The organism is Telluria sp. RT2P19 (assembly GCF_059685725.1).
The window spans coordinates 39,123-55,332 of the sequence record NZ_JCASIL010000008.1; the positions used below are offsets into that span (position 1 = coordinate 39,123).

Genomic DNA, 16,210 nt, shown 5'->3' on the forward strand with positions numbered 1-16,210 from the left:
GACTAGCTTCTCACGATTCAAGCAAAAGAATCTAACTATATATATCTGAAGGAACGAACATGGCTGATGGCAAAATCGTTCAGTGTATCGGCGCCGTGGTTGACGTGGAATTCCCACGTAACGCCATGCCGAAAGTGTACGACGCACTGAAAATGGAAGGCTCCGAACTGACCCTCGAAGTCCAGCAACAGCTGGGCGACGGCGTGGTCCGTACCATTGCCCTGGGTAGCTCGGAAGGCCTGCGTCGCGGCATGATGATCCAGAACACCGGCAATCCAATCATGGTTCCGGTCGGCGTGCCGACCCTGGGCCGTATCATGGACGTGCTGGGCAACCCGATCGACGAATGCGGTCCGGTCAGCCACGAGCGCATGGCCTCGATCCACCGCGATGCACCGGCCTACGACGAACTGTCGCCGTCGACCGACCTGCTGGAAACCGGTATTAAAGTGATTGACCTGGTCTGCCCATTCGCCAAAGGCGGTAAAGTCGGCCTGTTCGGCGGCGCCGGCGTCGGCAAGACCGTCAACATGATGGAACTGATCAACAACATCGCCAAGGCACACTCGGGTCTGTCCGTGTTCGCCGGCGTGGGTGAGCGTACCCGTGAAGGTAACGACTTCTACCACGAGATGGCCGATGCGAAGGTCGTCGACCTGGAAAACCCAGCCAACTCGAAAGTGGCGATGGTCTACGGTCAGATGAACGAACCACCAGGCAACCGTCTGCGCGTCGCGCTGACCGGCCTGACCATGGCGGAAGCGTTCCGCGACGAAGGCAAGGACGTCCTGTTCTTCGTCGATAACATCTACCGTTACACCCTGGCCGGTACCGAAGTGTCGGCACTGCTGGGTCGTATGCCGTCGGCAGTGGGCTACCAGCCTACCCTGGCCGAAGAGATGGGCCGCCTGCAAGAGCGCATCACCTCGACCAAGACCGGTTCGATCACCTCGATCCAGGCCGTCTACGTCCCTGCGGATGACTTGACCGACCCGTCGCCTGCCACCACCTTCGCCCACCTGGACTCGACCGTCGTTCTGTCGCGTGACATCGCTTCGCTGGGTATCTACCCTGCGGTCGACCCACTCGATTCGACCTCGCGCCAGCTGGACCCGCTGGTCGTCGGCGAAGAGCACTACGCTACCGCGCGCGCCGTGCAGGGCACCCTGCAGCGCTACAAGGAACTGCGTGACATCATCGCGATTCTGGGCATGGACGAACTGGCGCCAGAAGACAAGCTGGTCGTCGCACGCGCTCGCAAGATGCAGCGTTTCCTGTCGCAGCCGTTCCACGTCGCTGAAGTCTTCACCGGCGCACCAGGCAAGTACGTTTCGCTGAAAGACACGATCAAGGGCTTCAAGATGATCGCATCGGGCGAACTGGATCACCTGCCGGAGCAAGCGTTCTACATGGTCGGCACGATCGAAGAGGCTATCGAGAAAGCCAAGAAACTGGCTGCCTAAGGGATTCTCGAAGAACCGTCGCGAGCGGCCGCAGTTTCGGGCGAGAAGCACGGCTGTACGTTAGTACAGCGAGCATCGCAGCCTGAAACTGCAACGCGCAGCAGGTTATTCCAGATATCCCGCAGTCGGGTTCTTCTAACTGAAGGAAACACATGGCAAACACATTTCTCGTTGACGTAGTCTCGGCCGAAGAGCAGATCTTCTCCGGCCAGGCCGAATTCGTCGCGTTGCCGGGTGAAGCGGGTGAGCTGGGTATCTATCCGAAGCACACCCCCTTGATCACGCGCATCCGCCCGGGCGCCGTGCGCATCCAGGTGGCCGGCGGCGGCGAAGAGTTCGTCTTCGTAGCCGGCGGTATCCTCGAAGTGCAGCCGAACGGCGTGACCGTGCTGGCCGACACCGCGATCCGCGGCGCCGACCTGGACGAGGCGAAAGCAACCGCGGCCAAGAAGCAGGCTGAAGAGCTGATGCTGAACAAGGAGTCGTCGATCGACTACGCGAAAGCCCAGGCCGAAATGGCCGCGGCGATCGCGCAGCTGGCGGCGATCCAGAAGCTGCGCTCGAAAGGCCGTTGAGCTTCTAGAGCCTCGCATCGACAAGGGCAGCCTGCGGGCTGCCCTTTTTTTTACCCCGTTTTCTGGCGGTTCATCGGATCGCATTACCGGTTCGTCGGATTTTTCACCGCTCCCCATAAGGCAGAGTTACAGTATCAATCATACAACTCGCCAAGAAGGGTAGTCGACCATGCTGAAACGCTCCGTCCTCGCTGTTGCTGTCATCCTGCTGTCGAATCCCGTACTCGCGCAAGCGCAGCAACCAGCCACCAGGGCCGTTACGGCGCAGTCCCTGGCCGGCAAGCTCGACGCGCTGTTCAAGCCCCAGTACAAGGCGGATGACCCCGGCGCCACGGTCATCGTGGTCAAGGACGGCAAGACGGTGTTCCGGAAAGCCTATGGCGCCGCCGACATCGCCGCGAAGACGCCGCTCACCGCCGGTACCGTGCTGCGCCTGGGCTCGATCACCAAGCAATTCACGGCCGTCGCGATCCTGATGCTGGCCGAGGAAGGCAAGCTGGCCCTGAACGATCCGATCACCCGTTTCTTCCCCGACTATCCGACCCAGGGCAAGGTCATCACGATCGAGCACCTGCTGACCCACACCTCGGGCATCGTCAGCTATACCAGCAAGCCGAACTATGTGGCGACGATGGCCAAAGACCTGACGGTCGCCCAGATGATCGACGGCTTCAAGAACGATCCGCTCGAGTTCGAGCCGGGCACGAAGTTCACTTACAACAACAGCGGCTACTTCCTGCTCGGCGCCATTATCGAAAAGGTGTCGGGACTGACGTACGCGAACTTCCTGGAACAGCGCATCTTCACGCCGCTCGGCATGAAGGACACCGCCTATGAGGGCGCGCGGCGCTCCAGCGCGCCGCGCGCGGCCGGCTACAGCGCGCAAGAGCAGGGCTTCGCCCCGGCGCAGCCGCTGTCCATGAGCCAGCCGTATGCGGCCGGCTCGCTGGTGTCCACCGTCGACGACCTGGCGAAATGGGATGCGGCCATCTCGGCCGGCAAGCTGCTCAAGCCCGCCAGCTGGAAGCTCGCTTTCACACCTTACAAGCTCAGTCCCGAGAAGTCGACCGACTACGGTTATGGCTGGAGCGTGGGCACCTTGCAGGGCACGCCGGTCGTCGACCACGGCGGCGGCATCAACGGCTTCCGCACGTATGCGCTGCGCCTGCCGGAGCAAAAGATCTTCGTGGCGGTGCTGGCCAACGCCGACAGCGGCAACGCGAACCCCGAGATGCTGGCCAAGAAGGCGGCGGCGCTGGCGATGGGCAAGCCATTCGTGGAGCCGAAAGAGATCGCGCTCGATGCCAAGTCCATCGATGCCTTCACCGGTACCTACGACATCGATGGCAAGGAAAAGCGCACCTTCACCAGCCGCGACGGCAAGCTCATGATGGCACGCGGCGACCGCTCGCCGGTCGCATTGGCGCCCTATGCGAAGAACGGCTTCTTCCTCCCGGGGACGCTGGCGCGTTTCGAGTTCGGGCGTGACGACGCAGGCAAGGTCACCCACGTCATGGTCGACAACCAGGGCAAGCAGACGCGCAACGAACGCACTGGCGATGCGCCGGTCGAACGGGCGGCGGTGAAGATCGCCAACGCCGGTTTCGATGCCCGCGCCGGCACCTACCAGCTGGCGCCGCAGTTTGCGATTACGCTGAGCCGCGAGGCCGACCGCTACTTCGCTCAGGCGACCGGACAGAAAAAAATCGAGATCTTCCCCGCCAGCGACGACGTGTTCTTCTCGCGCGACGTGAATGCCGAGCTGCGCTTCGAGAGGGCCGCGGATGGCGCGCCGCGGCTGGTGCTGCACCAGAACGGCCAGGCATCACCTGGCACGCGCGTGCAGTAAGCGCTAACTCAACCTTTAATTCAAGCGCTAAGGGAAGAAGGGGTAACCGAGCAGCCCCGCGTCACTTGGCGGCCTGCTCCCGGGCCAGGCGCAAGGCTACCTTGTGCCTGAAATAATCGTCCTTCACGTAGCGGTACAGGTTCTCGCCCGGGCACACGGTCTTGTCCGAATAATCGCGGTGGCTCTGGATATCGTCCAATGAGACTTGGTACCTGGCCGCCAGCATGGCCATCAGCTTGACCACCGCATCGAGCTGCTGCCGGTTCGGCTCCACTTCTTCGAAGTTGCCGACCACCTCGATCAGCGCGTGGCCCTTCGGATCGTAGTCGGTATTGGTGTCGCCGGCATAGGCGATGTCGCGCGCGCCGTAGATGCGGCCATCCAGGTCGATCACATAGTGGTAGGGGATGTCCAGCCAGCCCTTCTCGGCGCGCGACCAGGACTGCAGGCGGCGCAGGTAGGCTTGCGGATCAGTGCCCGGCTTGAACGGCTCGCCCTGGTGGTGCAGCGTGATGTGGGTGATCTGGTGGCGGTGCGCCTTGGCCGCGTCGGACGGCGTGCCGCCCCAGCCGGCGACCGGCACGATGGCGCGTTCGACATCCAGCAGGGACTCGGCGCCGTGCGCACCGCCAATCGAAAAGGCCAGCGCAAGGGCGCCGGCGAAACGTGAAACAGGTCCAGGGCGCATGTCGGAATACTCGGGAAGGTAGGCAGGATGGATGAGCCGTCATCTTTCCATGTTTGACCGTGCAGCGCCAGTGCTTACAAACTGATAAGCTGGCCGCGACGATAACGACATCGAGACGCCAGCATGCGAACCATCACCCAGATCCTCCGCGACAGCAAGACCGTCGCCATCGTCGGCATGTCCGACAAGGCCGACCGCGCCAGCAACGAAGTGGGCGCCTACTTGCAGCAACACGGCTACCGCATCCTGCCCGTCAACCCCAGCTATGCCGGCCAGACCATCCACGGCGAAATGGCGTACGCCACCTTGCAGGATGCGGCCGACGCCCTCGCCAGCAGCGGCCAGCGCATCGATATCGTCGACTGCTTTCGCAAGTCCGAAGACATCGGACCGATCGCGCGCGACGCCATCGCCGTGCGCGCCAGCTGCCTGTGGATGCAGCTCGACATCGAAAACCAGGCCGCCGCCGACCTGGCGCGCGCCGCGGGGCTCGATGTCGTCATGAACCACTGCATCAAGATCGAGCACCGCAGCCTGCAAGGATAAAAAACGGATCGTTGCCGGGGTTGCCGCTTGCGCTACAATCGTCGCACTCCAATCCCGTCAATACCACGCCATGATCAAGACCATCGCCCTGCTGCTCGCCGCCACGGCCGCCGCCAGCTTCACCCAGCCAGCAAGCGCGCAGGCCGCGCCGGTCGCCGCGCTGACCAAGAGCCCGGCCGCATGCCCGGCGGTGCTCAAGCACAGCTTCAAGCGCCTGCAGGACGAAGCGCCGCAAGACCTTTGCCAGTACAGCGGCAAGGTGGTGCTGGTGGTGAACACGGCCAGCTACTGCGGCTTCACCAAGCAGTACGAAGGTCTCGAGAAAATCTACGCCAAGTACGGCGGCCGCGGCCTCGTGATCCTGGGCTTCCCGTCGAACGACTTCGGCCAGCAGGAGCCGGGCAGCGCAAAGGAAATCGCCGACCTGTGCTTCAACACCTATGGCGTCAAGTTCCCGATGTTCGCCAAGAGTTCGGTGAAGGGCCCGCAAGCCAATCCGCTGCATGCGCAGCTGATCAAGGCCACCGGCCAGGAACCGAAGTGGAACTTCACCAAGTACCTGATCGGCCGAGACGGCAAGGTGCTCGACTACTTCCCGAGCAAGGTCACGCCGGAAGATCCGCAGCTGACCGGGAAGATCGAAGCGGCGCTGTAAGCGCCGGGTGCAGGATCGGAGAGGGTGTTCCCGAACGGGTCCTGCCCGGAACGTCCTTGCACCGCGGATCGCATGTGCTCATAGAAGCCGAGCGCCTGTCCACTCTGTTCTTTGACGTCCACCGCGTGGCGTTCGGCTGCGCGAGCGCGAACGCCATCAGGGCCCGACCGGCGATGCTGCGCATGGGGCGTTCTGTCGAATGCGTATGCTCGCTCACAGATATAACCTGGGAGATAGACGTTTTATAAACCATACTAATAGCATGGTCATTTTGATGTAGATCATAGTTTGTTTTACTTCACATCAATAAGCTTACCTTCGTCGCAGATGACATGAAAACGAAGAAAGGTAAGAAAAAGATGAAAACGACGATGAAAACCATGCTGCTGGCCCTGATCGCCATGAGCGCTGCGCAAGCGATGGCCCAGGAAACCCCATGGCTGGTGCGCGCCCGCGCCGTGCACGTCGACCCGGACAACAAGTCGACGCCGATCGGTGGCGTCGGCGCGGCGGACCGCCTCGAAGTCAGCAGCAAGACCATTCCCGAACTGGACATCAGCTACTTCTTCACCCCGCACATCGCGGCCGAACTGGTCCTGACGTATCCACAGAAGCACAAGGCGCGCCTGGATGGCGCCGAGATCGGCACCTTCAAGCACCTGCCGCCGACCCTCAGCCTGCAATACCACTTCGCCCCCGGCGCGGCCATCAGTCCGTACCTCGGCGCCGGCGTGAACTACACCCGCATGTCGAGCATCAAGCTGCTCGATGGCGCCGGCGACCTGGAAAACGACAGCTGGGGCCTGGCGCTGCAGGCCGGCGTCAATCTTCGCCTGAATGAACGCTGGTCGATCAATGCCGACGTCAAGAAGCTCAACCTGCGCAGCGATGTGTATGTCGGCGGCGCCAAGGCCAGCCACCTGAAGGTCGATCCGGTCCTGGTGGGACTGGGCGTGGGCTACCGCTTCTAGGCCGATCACCCAAGCCGATCACCCAAGCCGATCACGTCCCCCGTCTTCCTGCGCGAGCTTCCAGCAAAAGCAGCGGGCAGGCAGACGGGCAGGGCGTGAACCAGGCTTCAGATCATGTTCGGCGCCAGCCGCAGCAAGACAGTGTGCAGCGCATGCGCCGGCATTGGCGCGACGACGGCGCGCTGCCGGTCGGACTCATGCAGCCGCGAGGACGGCGCGCAGCGGTCCGCGCAAGGCGTTGCAGACCACGATGTCGTCGGCTTGCTCAAGCATGGCGCGCGTGATCACGGCTTCGCGCGCATGCCATGCCGGCGCGGCGAGCATCACGGCGCGCATCACGCCCGGCAGCACGCCGGCCGATAGTGGCGGCGTGAGCCAGACGTCCTCGAAGCGCACGAACACGGTGCTGCGTCCTCCTTCGGTCAACTCGCCCCGCTCGTTGAAGAACAGCGCATCGAAGGCGCCTTGCGCCTCGGCCGCCTTCCACGCCGCGTCGTAGCGGCTGCGGATGCTGGTCTTGTGGCGCAGGAAGACGTCGCCGCTGTGTGTGAGCTCGTCGGCCAGCAGCAGCGTCACCGGTTCGTGCAAGGGCGCCAGCTCGCCCGCGGCGAGGGTCATGTCGCCGGTATGCGACACGGCCAGGCGCAAGCGGTGCAGCGCATCGGAAGGCAGCGCTTCGCTGGCTTGCAGCAGCGCCATGTGCGCCGCGCCGCGGTCGAACGCAAAACCGAAATAGGCGCACGATGCGGCCAGGCGGTCGAGATGCTGTTCGAGGTGGCGACAGCCATGCTCGCGCGAGGCGCGGACGGTTTCGAAGATCTCGAATTCGTTGTGCAGGCCGGTCAGGAAGCGCGCCTTCAACAGACACTCGGCGAATTCGGACTGCGCATCGCTGTCGTGCACGATGCCGGCGCCCACGCCCAGCTCGCCGGTTCGCAGGCCGTCTTGCACGCTGCCGTGCGGCGCGCCGCCTTGCGCGGGGCCGAGCGACAGGGTCCGGATTGGCACCGACAGGCAGAAGTCGCCATAGCCGCGGCCCGGCGGCGCCGGATCGAACCAGCCGATCGCGCCGGTATAGATGCCGCGCGCGTCCGGCTCGAGTTCATGGATGATCTCCATCGCGCGCCGCTTGGGGGCGCCGGTGATCGAACCGCAGGGGTACAGCGCGTCGAAGATCTCGTCCAGCTGCACGTCGTCGCGCAGGCGCGCCTGCACGGTCGACGTCATCTGCAGCACGGCGCCGTAGCGCTGGACCTCGAACAGGGCGGGCACCTCGACGCTGCCCGTCTGCGCCACGCGACCGAGGTCGTTGCGCAGCAGGTCGACGATCATCAGGTTCTCGGCGCGGTTCTTGGCATCCTGCGCCAGGGCCGCGGCGCGCGCCTCGTCGGTTTTTGCATCGGCGCTGGCCGGGGCCGTGCCCTTCATGGGCCGCGCCTGCAGCAAGCCCGCTTCATGGCGCACGAACAGCTCGGGCGAGAACGACAGCAGCGCGCCGCCGCCGGGCAGCGTGACCAGCGCGCCATACGGCACCGGCTGGCGCGCGCGCAGGCGCGCGTACAAGGCCAGCGGCGGCCCGAAGGCGTCGAAGCGCAGGCGGTAGGTGTAGTTGACCTGGTAGGTGTCGCCGGCCGCGATGTAGTCGCGGATACGGTCGATCGCGTCGGTAAACCGCGCTTCGTCGACATTGGCGGCGATGCCGGCCACGCCGGCGAGCGCCGTGTCCATGCTGCGTGTGGCGAGCCAGGATGCGACCTGCTCGCCCGTCATCCGCTCGCAGTGCGTGAACAGCAGCACCCGGGCCAGTGGCCCATCCAGGGGCCGTGCGGGCAAGCCTTGCAGGTGCGCGCCCAGCTCGTAGCTCAGGAGCGGCACCGCGTGCAGGCCGTCCTGCAGGGCTTGCGACAGTCCCGCCAGCACGCGTGGCCAACCGGCGGCGTCCTTGCACGCCAGGGTGCCCGCATGCCCGCTGTACAGGCGCGAGCGCGCCTCCTGCGTGGCGCGGGCATCGTCCAGCAGCGCGAAAACTTCGCCGGTATCCATGCCGGGGATTTTACGCTGCCAGCAGCAATGACAGCTGGAGCGACGTGCCTTCCATTGGATTGAGCTTGAAGCCCGTCTTTGCGAAGCGGTGCCAGCGGCCGGTGACATAGTTCACCAGCAAGCTGGCGCGCGCGGCGACGTCGGCTTCCTGGCCGTGGCCTTGCGTGACGGCCAGGCGCAGAGCCTGCTTGAACGCCAGTTCGACCTTGTCGTAGAACCCGTTCATGCGCAGCTGCAGGCGCTCGTCTTCACCGACGAGCGCATCGCCGATCAGCACGCGTGTCATGCCCGGGTTGCTGGCCGCGAAGCCGAGCAGCATCTGCAGTATCGCGTGCGCCTGTTCAAGGCCGCCTTCTTCCTTGTCGCTGATCTGGTTGATGACGCCGAACACCGACGATTCGATGAACTCGATCAGGCCCTCGTACATCTGCGCCTTGCTGGCGAAGTGACGGTACAGCGCCGCTTCGGACACCGACAGGCGCGCCGCGAGCGCGGCGGTGGTGATTTTCTCGCCCTTGGGCTGCTCGAGCATCGAGGCCAGGGCCTGGAGGATTTGCAGCTTGCGCTGGCCTGGCTTCGTGCTTGCCATGGGATCCCTAGGAATTGTTATTGGAGCGACGCAGCCTGGAAAGCCGCATCGGAAGTTGCCGCACGGATTTTACTTTGACATTGACGTAACCGGGGCATTTCAGGGTCCTCGGCAGGGGAGCTTTTCCAATTGGATCGCTCATGCGCGCATCGTGGCGAAGATATTGGGTGACCCAGACCGTGCGCAGGCCGAGCTGGCGCGCCGTGCGCAGGTTGGCCAGCGTGTCTTCGACCAGGATGCAGCGCTGGGCCGCGATGCCGTGCTTGCGCAGCAGGCGCCGCAGCATGAGCTTCGATGGTTTGGGTCGCAGTTGCCCATGCACGTGCATGTGCTCGATCGCCACGTGGTGCGAGAAATGGTTGTGCAGCTTCAGGCGGCGCACGATCTCGGTCGAATAGCTGTTCGGCGCATTGGTCAGCAGGATCTTGCGGCCGGGCAGGCGGCGCAGCAGGCGCGCGAGGCCGCGTTCGGAGCGCAGCAGGGCGTCCAGCGGGCCGATATCGTGGGTCTGGTGCAGGAAGTCCGTGGCGCACACCTGGTGGTGGCGCATCATGCCGAGCAGGGTCGCGCCGTAGCGCTTCCAGTAGCCCAGGCGCGCGGCGTCGACCATCTCTTGCGTGGCCTCGACGCCACCGACGCTCAGCACGCGCGCGATATACGTGTTCATATTGGCGCTGATCGCCGGGAAGATCGCGTGCGACGCGTCGTGCAGGGTGTTATCGAGGTCGAACAGCCAGACCGGGGCTTGGATGGAAGAAGTGGACACGGGTAATCGGATCGCAAAGGTTGCAACACGCGATTATGCCAGCGGCACATGACAACGTCATGGATCGGGAGAAAACAGGGGGAGGAGAATGGTGCCCTTGACGTGGATTGAACACGTGGCCTCTCCCTTACCAAGGGAGTGCTCTACCACTGAGCTACAAGGGCTGTAGATGCGGTGGGCAATGCCCACCGTAACGACATTTTCTGTGAGGGTTGCCCCGTCACAAAAAATTAGTGAGACCGGATCATAGTGCCAAAAGCCTGTTCGGTCAAGACTTCCAGCAACAGTGAGTGCTCGATGCGGCCATCGATGATGTGTACGGTGTTCACGCCCGACTTGGCGGCGTCCAGCGCCGACGAAATTTTTGGCAGCATGCCGCCCGAAATCGTGCCGTCGGCGAACATCTCGTCGATCTCGCGCGCCGACAGGTCGGTCACCAGATTGCCCGCCTTGTCTTGCACGCCGGCGATGTTGGTCATCATGATCAGCTTTTCGGCTTTCAGGATTTCCGCGATCTTGCCGGCGACGACGTCGGCGTTGATATTGTAGGCCTGGCCGTCCTGGCCGAAGCCGATCGGCGAGATGATCGGGATGAAGGCGTCGTCCTGCAGCGCTTTCACGACGGCCGGGTTGATCGCTTCGATCTCGCCGACGAAACCGATGTCGAGGAACTCGCCTGGTTTTTCCTTGTCAGGCATCGCCATGCGGCGTGCGCGGATCAGGCCGCCGTCCTTGCCGGTCAGACCGACCGCCTGGCCACCGTAGTGGTTGATCAGCATCACGATGTCTTGCTGAACCTCGCCGCCGAGCACCCACTCCACCACTTCCATGGTTTCTTCGTCGGTAATACGCATGCCTTGCACGAAAGTACCCTGCTTGCCGATTTTTTTCAGCGCATTGTCGATCTGCGGGCCGCCGCCGTGGACCACGACCGGATTCATGCCCACCAGCTTGAGCAGGATGACGTCGCGCGCGAAGCCGTGTTTCAGGCGTTCGTCGGTCATGGCATTGCCGCCGTATTTGATGACAATGGTCTTGCCGTGGAAGTTGCGAATATAGGGAAGCGCTTCGGCCAGGATCTGAGCCTTCAAAGCCGTCGAAACGGCGGTCAAGTCGTCAGGTTGGTCGTCGGTCTTCAGGCTGGTCACTTGAGCGTTCATGGAGGGTCCGAAATAAATGTCGGCAGATTTTACAGGCAATGATGTAAAACCAGCGTAAACCTTGTGGGGAAAGGGCGGCGTCCTGTTGTATTTTATGGCAGCAATCGGTACTTTATCAGGTATGAGTATTTGCATGCGCTGCGGCGCCGATTTCGGGTGCGCGATGAAGGATGGTGCGCAGGAACCCTGCTGGTGCACCAGCTTGCCGCCGGCAGTGGCCGTACCGCAAGAGGCAGCCGGCTGCTGGTGCCCGGCCTGCCTGCGCGCGCACATTGCCGCCCACTCCTTGCCGGCAGCGCCGAAGGCGCCGTAACAATCTAGCGCCGCGTGCGGAAGAAGCGCATCATCTCGCGGCTCGCGTCCGGTCCCTTTCCATCGGTATAGCTGCCGCGCGCATTGCCGCCGAACCAGGCGTGGCCGGCGCCATGCACCAGCCAGTGTTCCGCATGCACGGTGCCGCCTTCATCCGGATACAGGGTGCGCGTGTAGGCGTGCCCATCGGGCACGCGGCCGGGTTCGGCCATGCCCGGTTGCGCCAGGTGGCGGGCGCCTTGCGCGACCAGTTCATCGCCGTTGGCCGGATGCACGGTGGTGTCGCGGTCGCCATGGAAGACGATGATCGGCAAGGGTTGGCCGCCGCCTTCCTGGCTGCGTCGAAAGTCTCCCTTCATGGCCGCCAGCGCCGACGACAAATCGTTGGCTGAGGCAAACGGCAGCCCGGAATGCACGCCCACCGCCGCATACAGGTCCGGATACAGCGTGCCCATGATGGTCGCCATCGCCCCGCCGGCGGACAGGCCGGCGATATAGACCTGGTCTGGATCGACGGCATTGCTGGCCATGATCGCCTGCGTCATGCCGGCGATGATCGAAGGCTCGCCCTCGTCGCGGCGCTGGTCGACCGCATTGAACCAGTTCCAGCAGCGCGAGGCGTTCGCACCCGTGCTCTGGGCCGGATACAGCACCAGGCAGCCGACCTCTTCGGCCAGCGCGTTCATCTGGGTGCCGGTGGCAAAATCTTCCGGATCCTGGGTGCAGCCGTGCAGCATCACCACCAAGGGCGCCGGCGCGTCGCTGCCGGCGATGCTGCCGGGGACGTACAGCTTGTATTCGCGGCGCCCTGCGGCGTTCACATGGGAGCCGTCGAGGAAGCTGCCGGACACGCGCTCGGGCGCCGGTGGCACCGCCACCGCCACCGGTGCCGGTATGGGTGTGGGTGTGGGGGGCGCGGCGAAGTCGCGCAGCTGGCGCTGGGCCACGCGCTGCACGGCGGCCGCGTTCTTCATGGCCTGCTGCACGGCGGCGCCGGGCGCGGCCGGCCCGGTACGCCACAGCGCCCGGGTGGCGGAGCGCATCTGCGCCAGCAATAGTCGGTTGAGTTTCATGGCAATCCTTTTTGTGCACTGCACCAATTTCAGGCCACGAGCTTACACCAACCTGTCAAACGTTGCCGAACGGTTGTCGGTACAGCGTTTTCTCGGCGTTGTTACCCGCACATCTCGACGTAATCGACGGCCGGCTTGACGCCGGCGCGCATGCGGGTGATTTTTCCCTTGCTCGCTTCGAAGATCAGCGCCCTGTTCTCTCCTTTCGGCAGCACCAGGTAGGCGCCGTTCTTGTCGTATTTATGCAGTTCGCTGCGCATGGCCGGCGCGTGGCGCAGGGCTTCCCTGGCCGACATGCGGGTCGTGACGCCCGCACTGTTGCGCACGACGCCCTTGGCGTCGGCGCGCACGATCAATCCCTTCTCGACCATGAAGCTCACCTGTGGATAACGCTTGAAGCGGACGATGGGACAGGACGGATCGAGCGGTCGCGGCGTGGCGCGCTGGCCCAGCGTGCGCTCGGCCTGGTCGAGCCGCTGCCCGAACTGGATCTTGCCGTAGCCGTCGGGCGACAGGACCTGGCTCGATGCGGTGGCGGATAGGCCCAGCAGGGCGGTCATTACGATGAAACGGATGTTCATGGGTCACCTCGTGCAACAATTAATCGATGCGCACTGCTCCAAAGGCAGTGTGTATTGACGAGTATAGTGACTCACAATCAAAAACGGCGCTGGACTGCGGAACACGCGATAATGCCGCCTCCGGTAAAAGTCCTCCAGGTTTCAAGCAATGGCTCCAGAACTGCAAACACCCGTCCCTTCGCCCTGCATCAATATCTGCCAGTTGGTGCCTGACACCGGCTTGTGCCAGGGCTGCATGCGCACGATCGACGAGATCCGCGCCTGGCGCAATGCGAGCGACGACGAGAAGCGCGCGATCTGGGCCGAGATCCGGCGCCGCGAAGCCGCGCTCTTCGGCGACGACTGAGCAAGGGCCATGGACCTGCGCCTGCCGCCGTCGGTTCATGTATTGGAGCGCAACTGGCTGTCGTCGAATAACGTCCTGCTGACCGGGCCCGACGCCACGGCGCTGATCGACAGCGGCTACGTCACCCAAGCGCCGCAGACGCTGGCGCTGGTGCGCCACCTGCTCGGCGGCCGGCCGCTCGAGCGCCTGCTCAACACCCATCTGCATTCCGACCACTGCGGCGGCAACGCCGCCCTGCAGGCGGCCTATGGCTGCCGGACCGCGATCCCCGCGCTCGAGGCCGACAAGGTCGCGCGCTGGGACGAAGACGCATTGAGCTTTCGCGCCACCGGCCAGCAATGTCCGCGCTTCGGCTTCGATGAGGTGCTGTCCCCAGGGGACGTGCTGCGGCTGGGCGGCTTGCGCTGGCAGGTACTGGCGGCGCCCGGCCACGACCCGCATGCGCTGCTCATCTTTTGTGCAGAAGAAGGCGTGCTGGTATCGGGCGATGCGTTGTGGCAGGACGGCTTCGGCGTGATCTTTCCCGAGCTGGCCGGCGAGCCAGGTTTCGAGGAGGCCGGCGCCACGCTCGACCTGATCGCCAGCCTGGCGCCGCGCGTGGTCATTCCCGGCCATGGGCCGGTGTTCGGCGACGTCGATGCAGCGCTGGGACGGGCCAGGCAGCGCCTCGCTTACCTGGCGGCCGATCCAGCGCGCAATGCGCGCAATGCGGTCAAGGTGTTGCTCAAGTTCCTGTTGCTCGAACGTGGGACGATTGCATTGGCAACGTTGCCGGGCCTGCTCTCATCCATTCCGCTGGTCGAACGGGTGCGCAAGGCCGTGCTGGGACTGGATACGGACGAGCTGGCGCAATGGGCCGCCACTGCGCTGGTAGGCGCCGGCGCCGCGCGAATCGAGGGAACACGCCTGCTTGATCTTTAGAAGGAGAAATCTAGCACGACCGTTCTTTTTTCGCGGCTATAATAATCCCCGTCCACCAACCCCCGCAACCACCGAGAGCTGCCCATGACGATGCCCGCTGCGCTGCAACACCTGACCCTTCCCGTGATCGCTTCGCCGATGTTCATTGCCAGCGGTCCCGCCCTGGTGGCGGCCCAGTGCAAGGCCGGCATCGTCGGCTCGTTTCCTGCCCTGAATGCCCGTCCGGCCGAGCTGCTCGACACCTGGCTGACCGACCTGCAGCGCGAACTGGGCGAGTATGCGGCCGCCAATCCGGGCGCCAGGGTCGGCCCGATCGCGGTCAACCAGATCGTCCACCAGTCGAACGACCGCCTCGCGCACGACGTCGAGGTGTGCGTGAAGCACCAGGTGCCGATCATCATCTCGTCGCTGCGCGCGCCGCCGCGCGAGATGATGGATGCGGTGCATTCCTATGGCGGCATCGTGCTGCACGACGTGGTCTCCATCCGTCACGCCGAAAAAGCGCTGGAAGCGGGCGTGGATGGCCTGATCCTGGTGGCGGCCGGCGCCGGCGGCCATGCCGGCGCGCTGTCGCCGTTCGCGCTGGTGGGCGAGGTGCGCAAGTTCTTCAAGGGGCCGATCGCCCTGTCCGGATCGATCGCGACCGGCGACGCGATCCTGGCGGCGCAGGCGATGGGGGCCGATTTTGCCTACATCGGCTCGCGCTGGCTGGCGACGCAAGAGGCGAACGTCAGCGACAGCTACCGCGATGCGATCGTCGAATCGAGCGCGGCGGACGTGGTGTACACCAACCTGTTCACCGGCGTGCACGGCAACTACCTGAAAAAATCGATCGTGGCGGCCGGGCTGGATCCGGACAACCTGCCGGAATCGGACAAGAGCAAGATGAGCTTCGGCGCGGGCGCGGCCAAGGCCTGGCGCGATATCTGGGGCGCCGGGCAGGGCGTGGGGCTGATGGACGATGTGCCGACGGTGGCCGAGATGGTCGAGCGGCTCAAGCGCGAATACGACGCCGCGCGGGAACGGCTCGCCCTGTAAGCTATTCCGGCTGTTTCAGGTCTTCGGGCCGGATCGTCCACAGCCCCGGCAAGTTGCGCCAGTAGCCATACACATCCATGCCGAAGCCGACCACGAACTTGTTCGGCAGCGTCAGGCCCACCAGGTCGGCCTGGATCGGCTTGGCGCGCCCCAGGTCCTTGTCGGCAAATACCGCAATGATCACCTCGGCCGCGCCCATGTCGAGCAGGCGCTGCTTGACGTGGGCCAGGGTCTCGCCTTCGTCCAGGATGTCGTCCACCACCACGATCTTGCGGCCGGCCACGTTCTGGCGCGGGATCACCTTCCACACGATCTCGCCGCCGCGGTCTTCGTCGCCGTAGCGGCTGACGTGGATGTAGTCGAAGTCGAGCGGGAAGGTCAGTTGCGGCAGCAGGTGGCCGGTGAACACCACCGCGCCGCCCATCACGCCCAGCACCAGCGGGAATTCGGCGGCGCCCTCGGCGCCAAAACGGGCATTGAGTTCGTCGGCGACGCGCCGCACGGCGGCATTCACTTCGACGGGTTCGACGATCTGGGTGGCATTCGCCAGTAGCGCTTGCGCGCGCTCATGGTGGAAATCGTGCATGGTCATCAAGGTCAATTAAACGCCGTGCCATTATGCGCCATCCTGGTG

18 protein-coding genes and 1 tRNA gene are annotated in these 16,210 nt (G+C 64.2%); 10 read left to right on the forward strand and 9 right to left on the reverse strand.

Features of this window, described 5'->3' with window-relative positions:
* Positions 1-59: 59 nt before the first annotated feature.
* From atpD to AC56KW_RS11890, 3 genes are all read left to right on the forward strand, one after another.
* A complete protein-coding gene (atpD, locus tag AC56KW_RS11880) occupies positions 60-1,463 on the forward strand; it encodes a F0F1 ATP synthase subunit beta (RefSeq protein WP_306392331.1) in 1,404 nt (467 codons plus the stop codon).
* A 152-nt stretch (positions 1,464-1,615) separates the two neighbouring features.
* The gene (locus tag AC56KW_RS11885) at positions 1,616-2,038 is read left to right on the forward strand and encodes a F0F1 ATP synthase subunit epsilon (RefSeq protein ID WP_497170940.1); all 423 of its coding nucleotides are present in this window, start codon (positions 1,616-1,618) and stop codon (positions 2,036-2,038) included.
* A gap of 169 nt (positions 2,039-2,207) precedes the next feature.
* Complete coding sequence (locus AC56KW_RS11890) at positions 2,208-3,887, forward strand: serine hydrolase domain-containing protein (protein WP_497170941.1); 1,680 nt, start codon at positions 2,208-2,210, stop codon at positions 3,885-3,887.
* Between the two features lie 61 nt (positions 3,888-3,948).
* On the opposite strand, the gene AC56KW_RS11895 is transcribed toward AC56KW_RS11890, so the two are convergent.
* Entirely contained in the window at positions 3,949-4,575 is a 627-nt protein-coding gene (locus AC56KW_RS11895; RefSeq protein WP_497170942.1) for a peptidoglycan recognition protein family protein, read from the reverse strand.
* A 123-nt stretch (positions 4,576-4,698) separates the two neighbouring features.
* Between AC56KW_RS11895 and AC56KW_RS11900 the strand changes: the two genes are divergently transcribed.
* From AC56KW_RS11900 to AC56KW_RS11910, 3 genes are all read left to right on the forward strand, one after another.
* The gene (locus tag AC56KW_RS11900; RefSeq protein WP_497170943.1) at positions 4,699-5,121 is read left to right on the forward strand and encodes a CoA-binding protein; all 423 of its coding nucleotides are present in this window, start codon (positions 4,699-4,701) and stop codon (positions 5,119-5,121) included.
* Positions 5,122-5,191: 70 nt separating this feature from the next.
* Positions 5,192-5,776 (forward strand): glutathione peroxidase, encoded by a 585-nt coding sequence (locus tag AC56KW_RS11905; protein ID WP_497170944.1) that lies wholly within the window; start codon positions 5,192-5,194, stop codon positions 5,774-5,776.
* A 359-nt stretch (positions 5,777-6,135) separates the two neighbouring features.
* A complete protein-coding gene (locus tag AC56KW_RS11910) occupies positions 6,136-6,747 on the forward strand; it encodes an OmpW/AlkL family protein (RefSeq protein ID WP_497171078.1) in 612 nt (203 codons plus the stop codon).
* A 195-nt stretch (positions 6,748-6,942) separates the two neighbouring features.
* Here the strand turns inward: AC56KW_RS11910 and pabB are convergent, their stop codons facing one another.
* The 5 genes from pabB to argB all read right to left on the reverse strand — a co-directional run bounded on the left by pabB (position 6,943) and on the right by argB (position 11,305).
* Complete coding sequence (pabB, locus tag AC56KW_RS11915; protein ID WP_497170945.1) at positions 6,943-8,790, reverse strand: aminodeoxychorismate synthase component I; 1,848 nt, start codon at positions 8,788-8,790, stop codon at positions 6,943-6,945.
* Between the two features lie 10 nt (positions 8,791-8,800).
* Complete coding sequence (slmA, locus tag AC56KW_RS11920; RefSeq protein WP_497170946.1) at positions 8,801-9,379, reverse strand: nucleoid occlusion factor SlmA; 579 nt, start codon at positions 9,377-9,379, stop codon at positions 8,801-8,803.
* Positions 9,380-9,386: 7 nt separating this feature from the next.
* Positions 9,387-10,145 (reverse strand): pyrimidine 5'-nucleotidase, encoded by a 759-nt coding sequence (locus AC56KW_RS11925; RefSeq protein WP_497170947.1) that lies wholly within the window; start codon positions 10,143-10,145, stop codon positions 9,387-9,389.
* 89 nt (positions 10,146-10,234) lie between these two features.
* A tRNA-Thr gene (locus AC56KW_RS11930) sits at positions 10,235-10,309 on the reverse strand.
* Positions 10,310-10,375: 66 nt separating this feature from the next.
* Positions 10,376-11,305, reverse strand: coding sequence for an acetylglutamate kinase (argB, locus tag AC56KW_RS11935; RefSeq protein WP_005664009.1), 930 nt, complete (start codon positions 11,303-11,305; stop codon positions 10,376-10,378).
* A 163-nt stretch (positions 11,306-11,468) separates the two neighbouring features.
* Between argB and AC56KW_RS11940 the strand changes: the two genes are divergently transcribed.
* The gene (locus AC56KW_RS11940) at positions 11,469-11,618 is read left to right on the forward strand and encodes a cysteine-rich CWC family protein (protein ID WP_497171079.1); all 150 of its coding nucleotides are present in this window, start codon (positions 11,469-11,471) and stop codon (positions 11,616-11,618) included.
* A gap of 4 nt (positions 11,619-11,622) precedes the next feature.
* Here the strand turns inward: AC56KW_RS11940 and AC56KW_RS11945 are convergent, their stop codons facing one another.
* Both AC56KW_RS11945 and AC56KW_RS11950 read right to left on the reverse strand, forming a co-directional pair.
* Positions 11,623-12,690 carry an extracellular catalytic domain type 1 short-chain-length polyhydroxyalkanoate depolymerase gene (locus AC56KW_RS11945; protein WP_497170948.1) on the reverse strand — a complete coding sequence of 356 codons (1,068 nt, stop codon included), beginning with the start codon at positions 12,688-12,690 and terminating at the stop codon, positions 11,623-11,625.
* 101 nt (positions 12,691-12,791) lie between these two features.
* A complete protein-coding gene (locus tag AC56KW_RS11950; protein WP_497170949.1) occupies positions 12,792-13,271 on the reverse strand; it encodes a hypothetical protein in 480 nt (159 codons plus the stop codon).
* Positions 13,272-13,419: 148 nt separating this feature from the next.
* On the opposite strand from AC56KW_RS11950, the gene AC56KW_RS11955 reads away from it, so the two are divergent.
* From AC56KW_RS11955 to AC56KW_RS11965, 3 genes are all read left to right on the forward strand, one after another.
* The gene (locus tag AC56KW_RS11955; protein WP_497170950.1) at positions 13,420-13,617 is read left to right on the forward strand and encodes a DUF1289 domain-containing protein; all 198 of its coding nucleotides are present in this window, start codon (positions 13,420-13,422) and stop codon (positions 13,615-13,617) included.
* Positions 13,618-13,626: 9 nt separating this feature from the next.
* On the forward strand, positions 13,627-14,538 hold the full coding sequence (locus tag AC56KW_RS11960) for an MBL fold metallo-hydrolase (protein WP_497170951.1): 912 nt from the start codon (positions 13,627-13,629) through the stop codon (positions 14,536-14,538).
* Between the two features lie 84 nt (positions 14,539-14,622).
* A complete protein-coding gene (locus AC56KW_RS11965; RefSeq protein WP_497170952.1) occupies positions 14,623-15,576 on the forward strand; it encodes an NAD(P)H-dependent flavin oxidoreductase in 954 nt (317 codons plus the stop codon).
* A gap of 1 nt (position 15,577) precedes the next feature.
* Here the strand turns inward: AC56KW_RS11965 and AC56KW_RS11970 are convergent, their stop codons facing one another.
* Positions 15,578-16,162, reverse strand: coding sequence for a hypoxanthine-guanine phosphoribosyltransferase (locus AC56KW_RS11970; RefSeq protein ID WP_497171080.1), 585 nt, complete (start codon positions 16,160-16,162; stop codon positions 15,578-15,580).
* Positions 16,163-16,210: the final 48 nt, after the last annotated feature.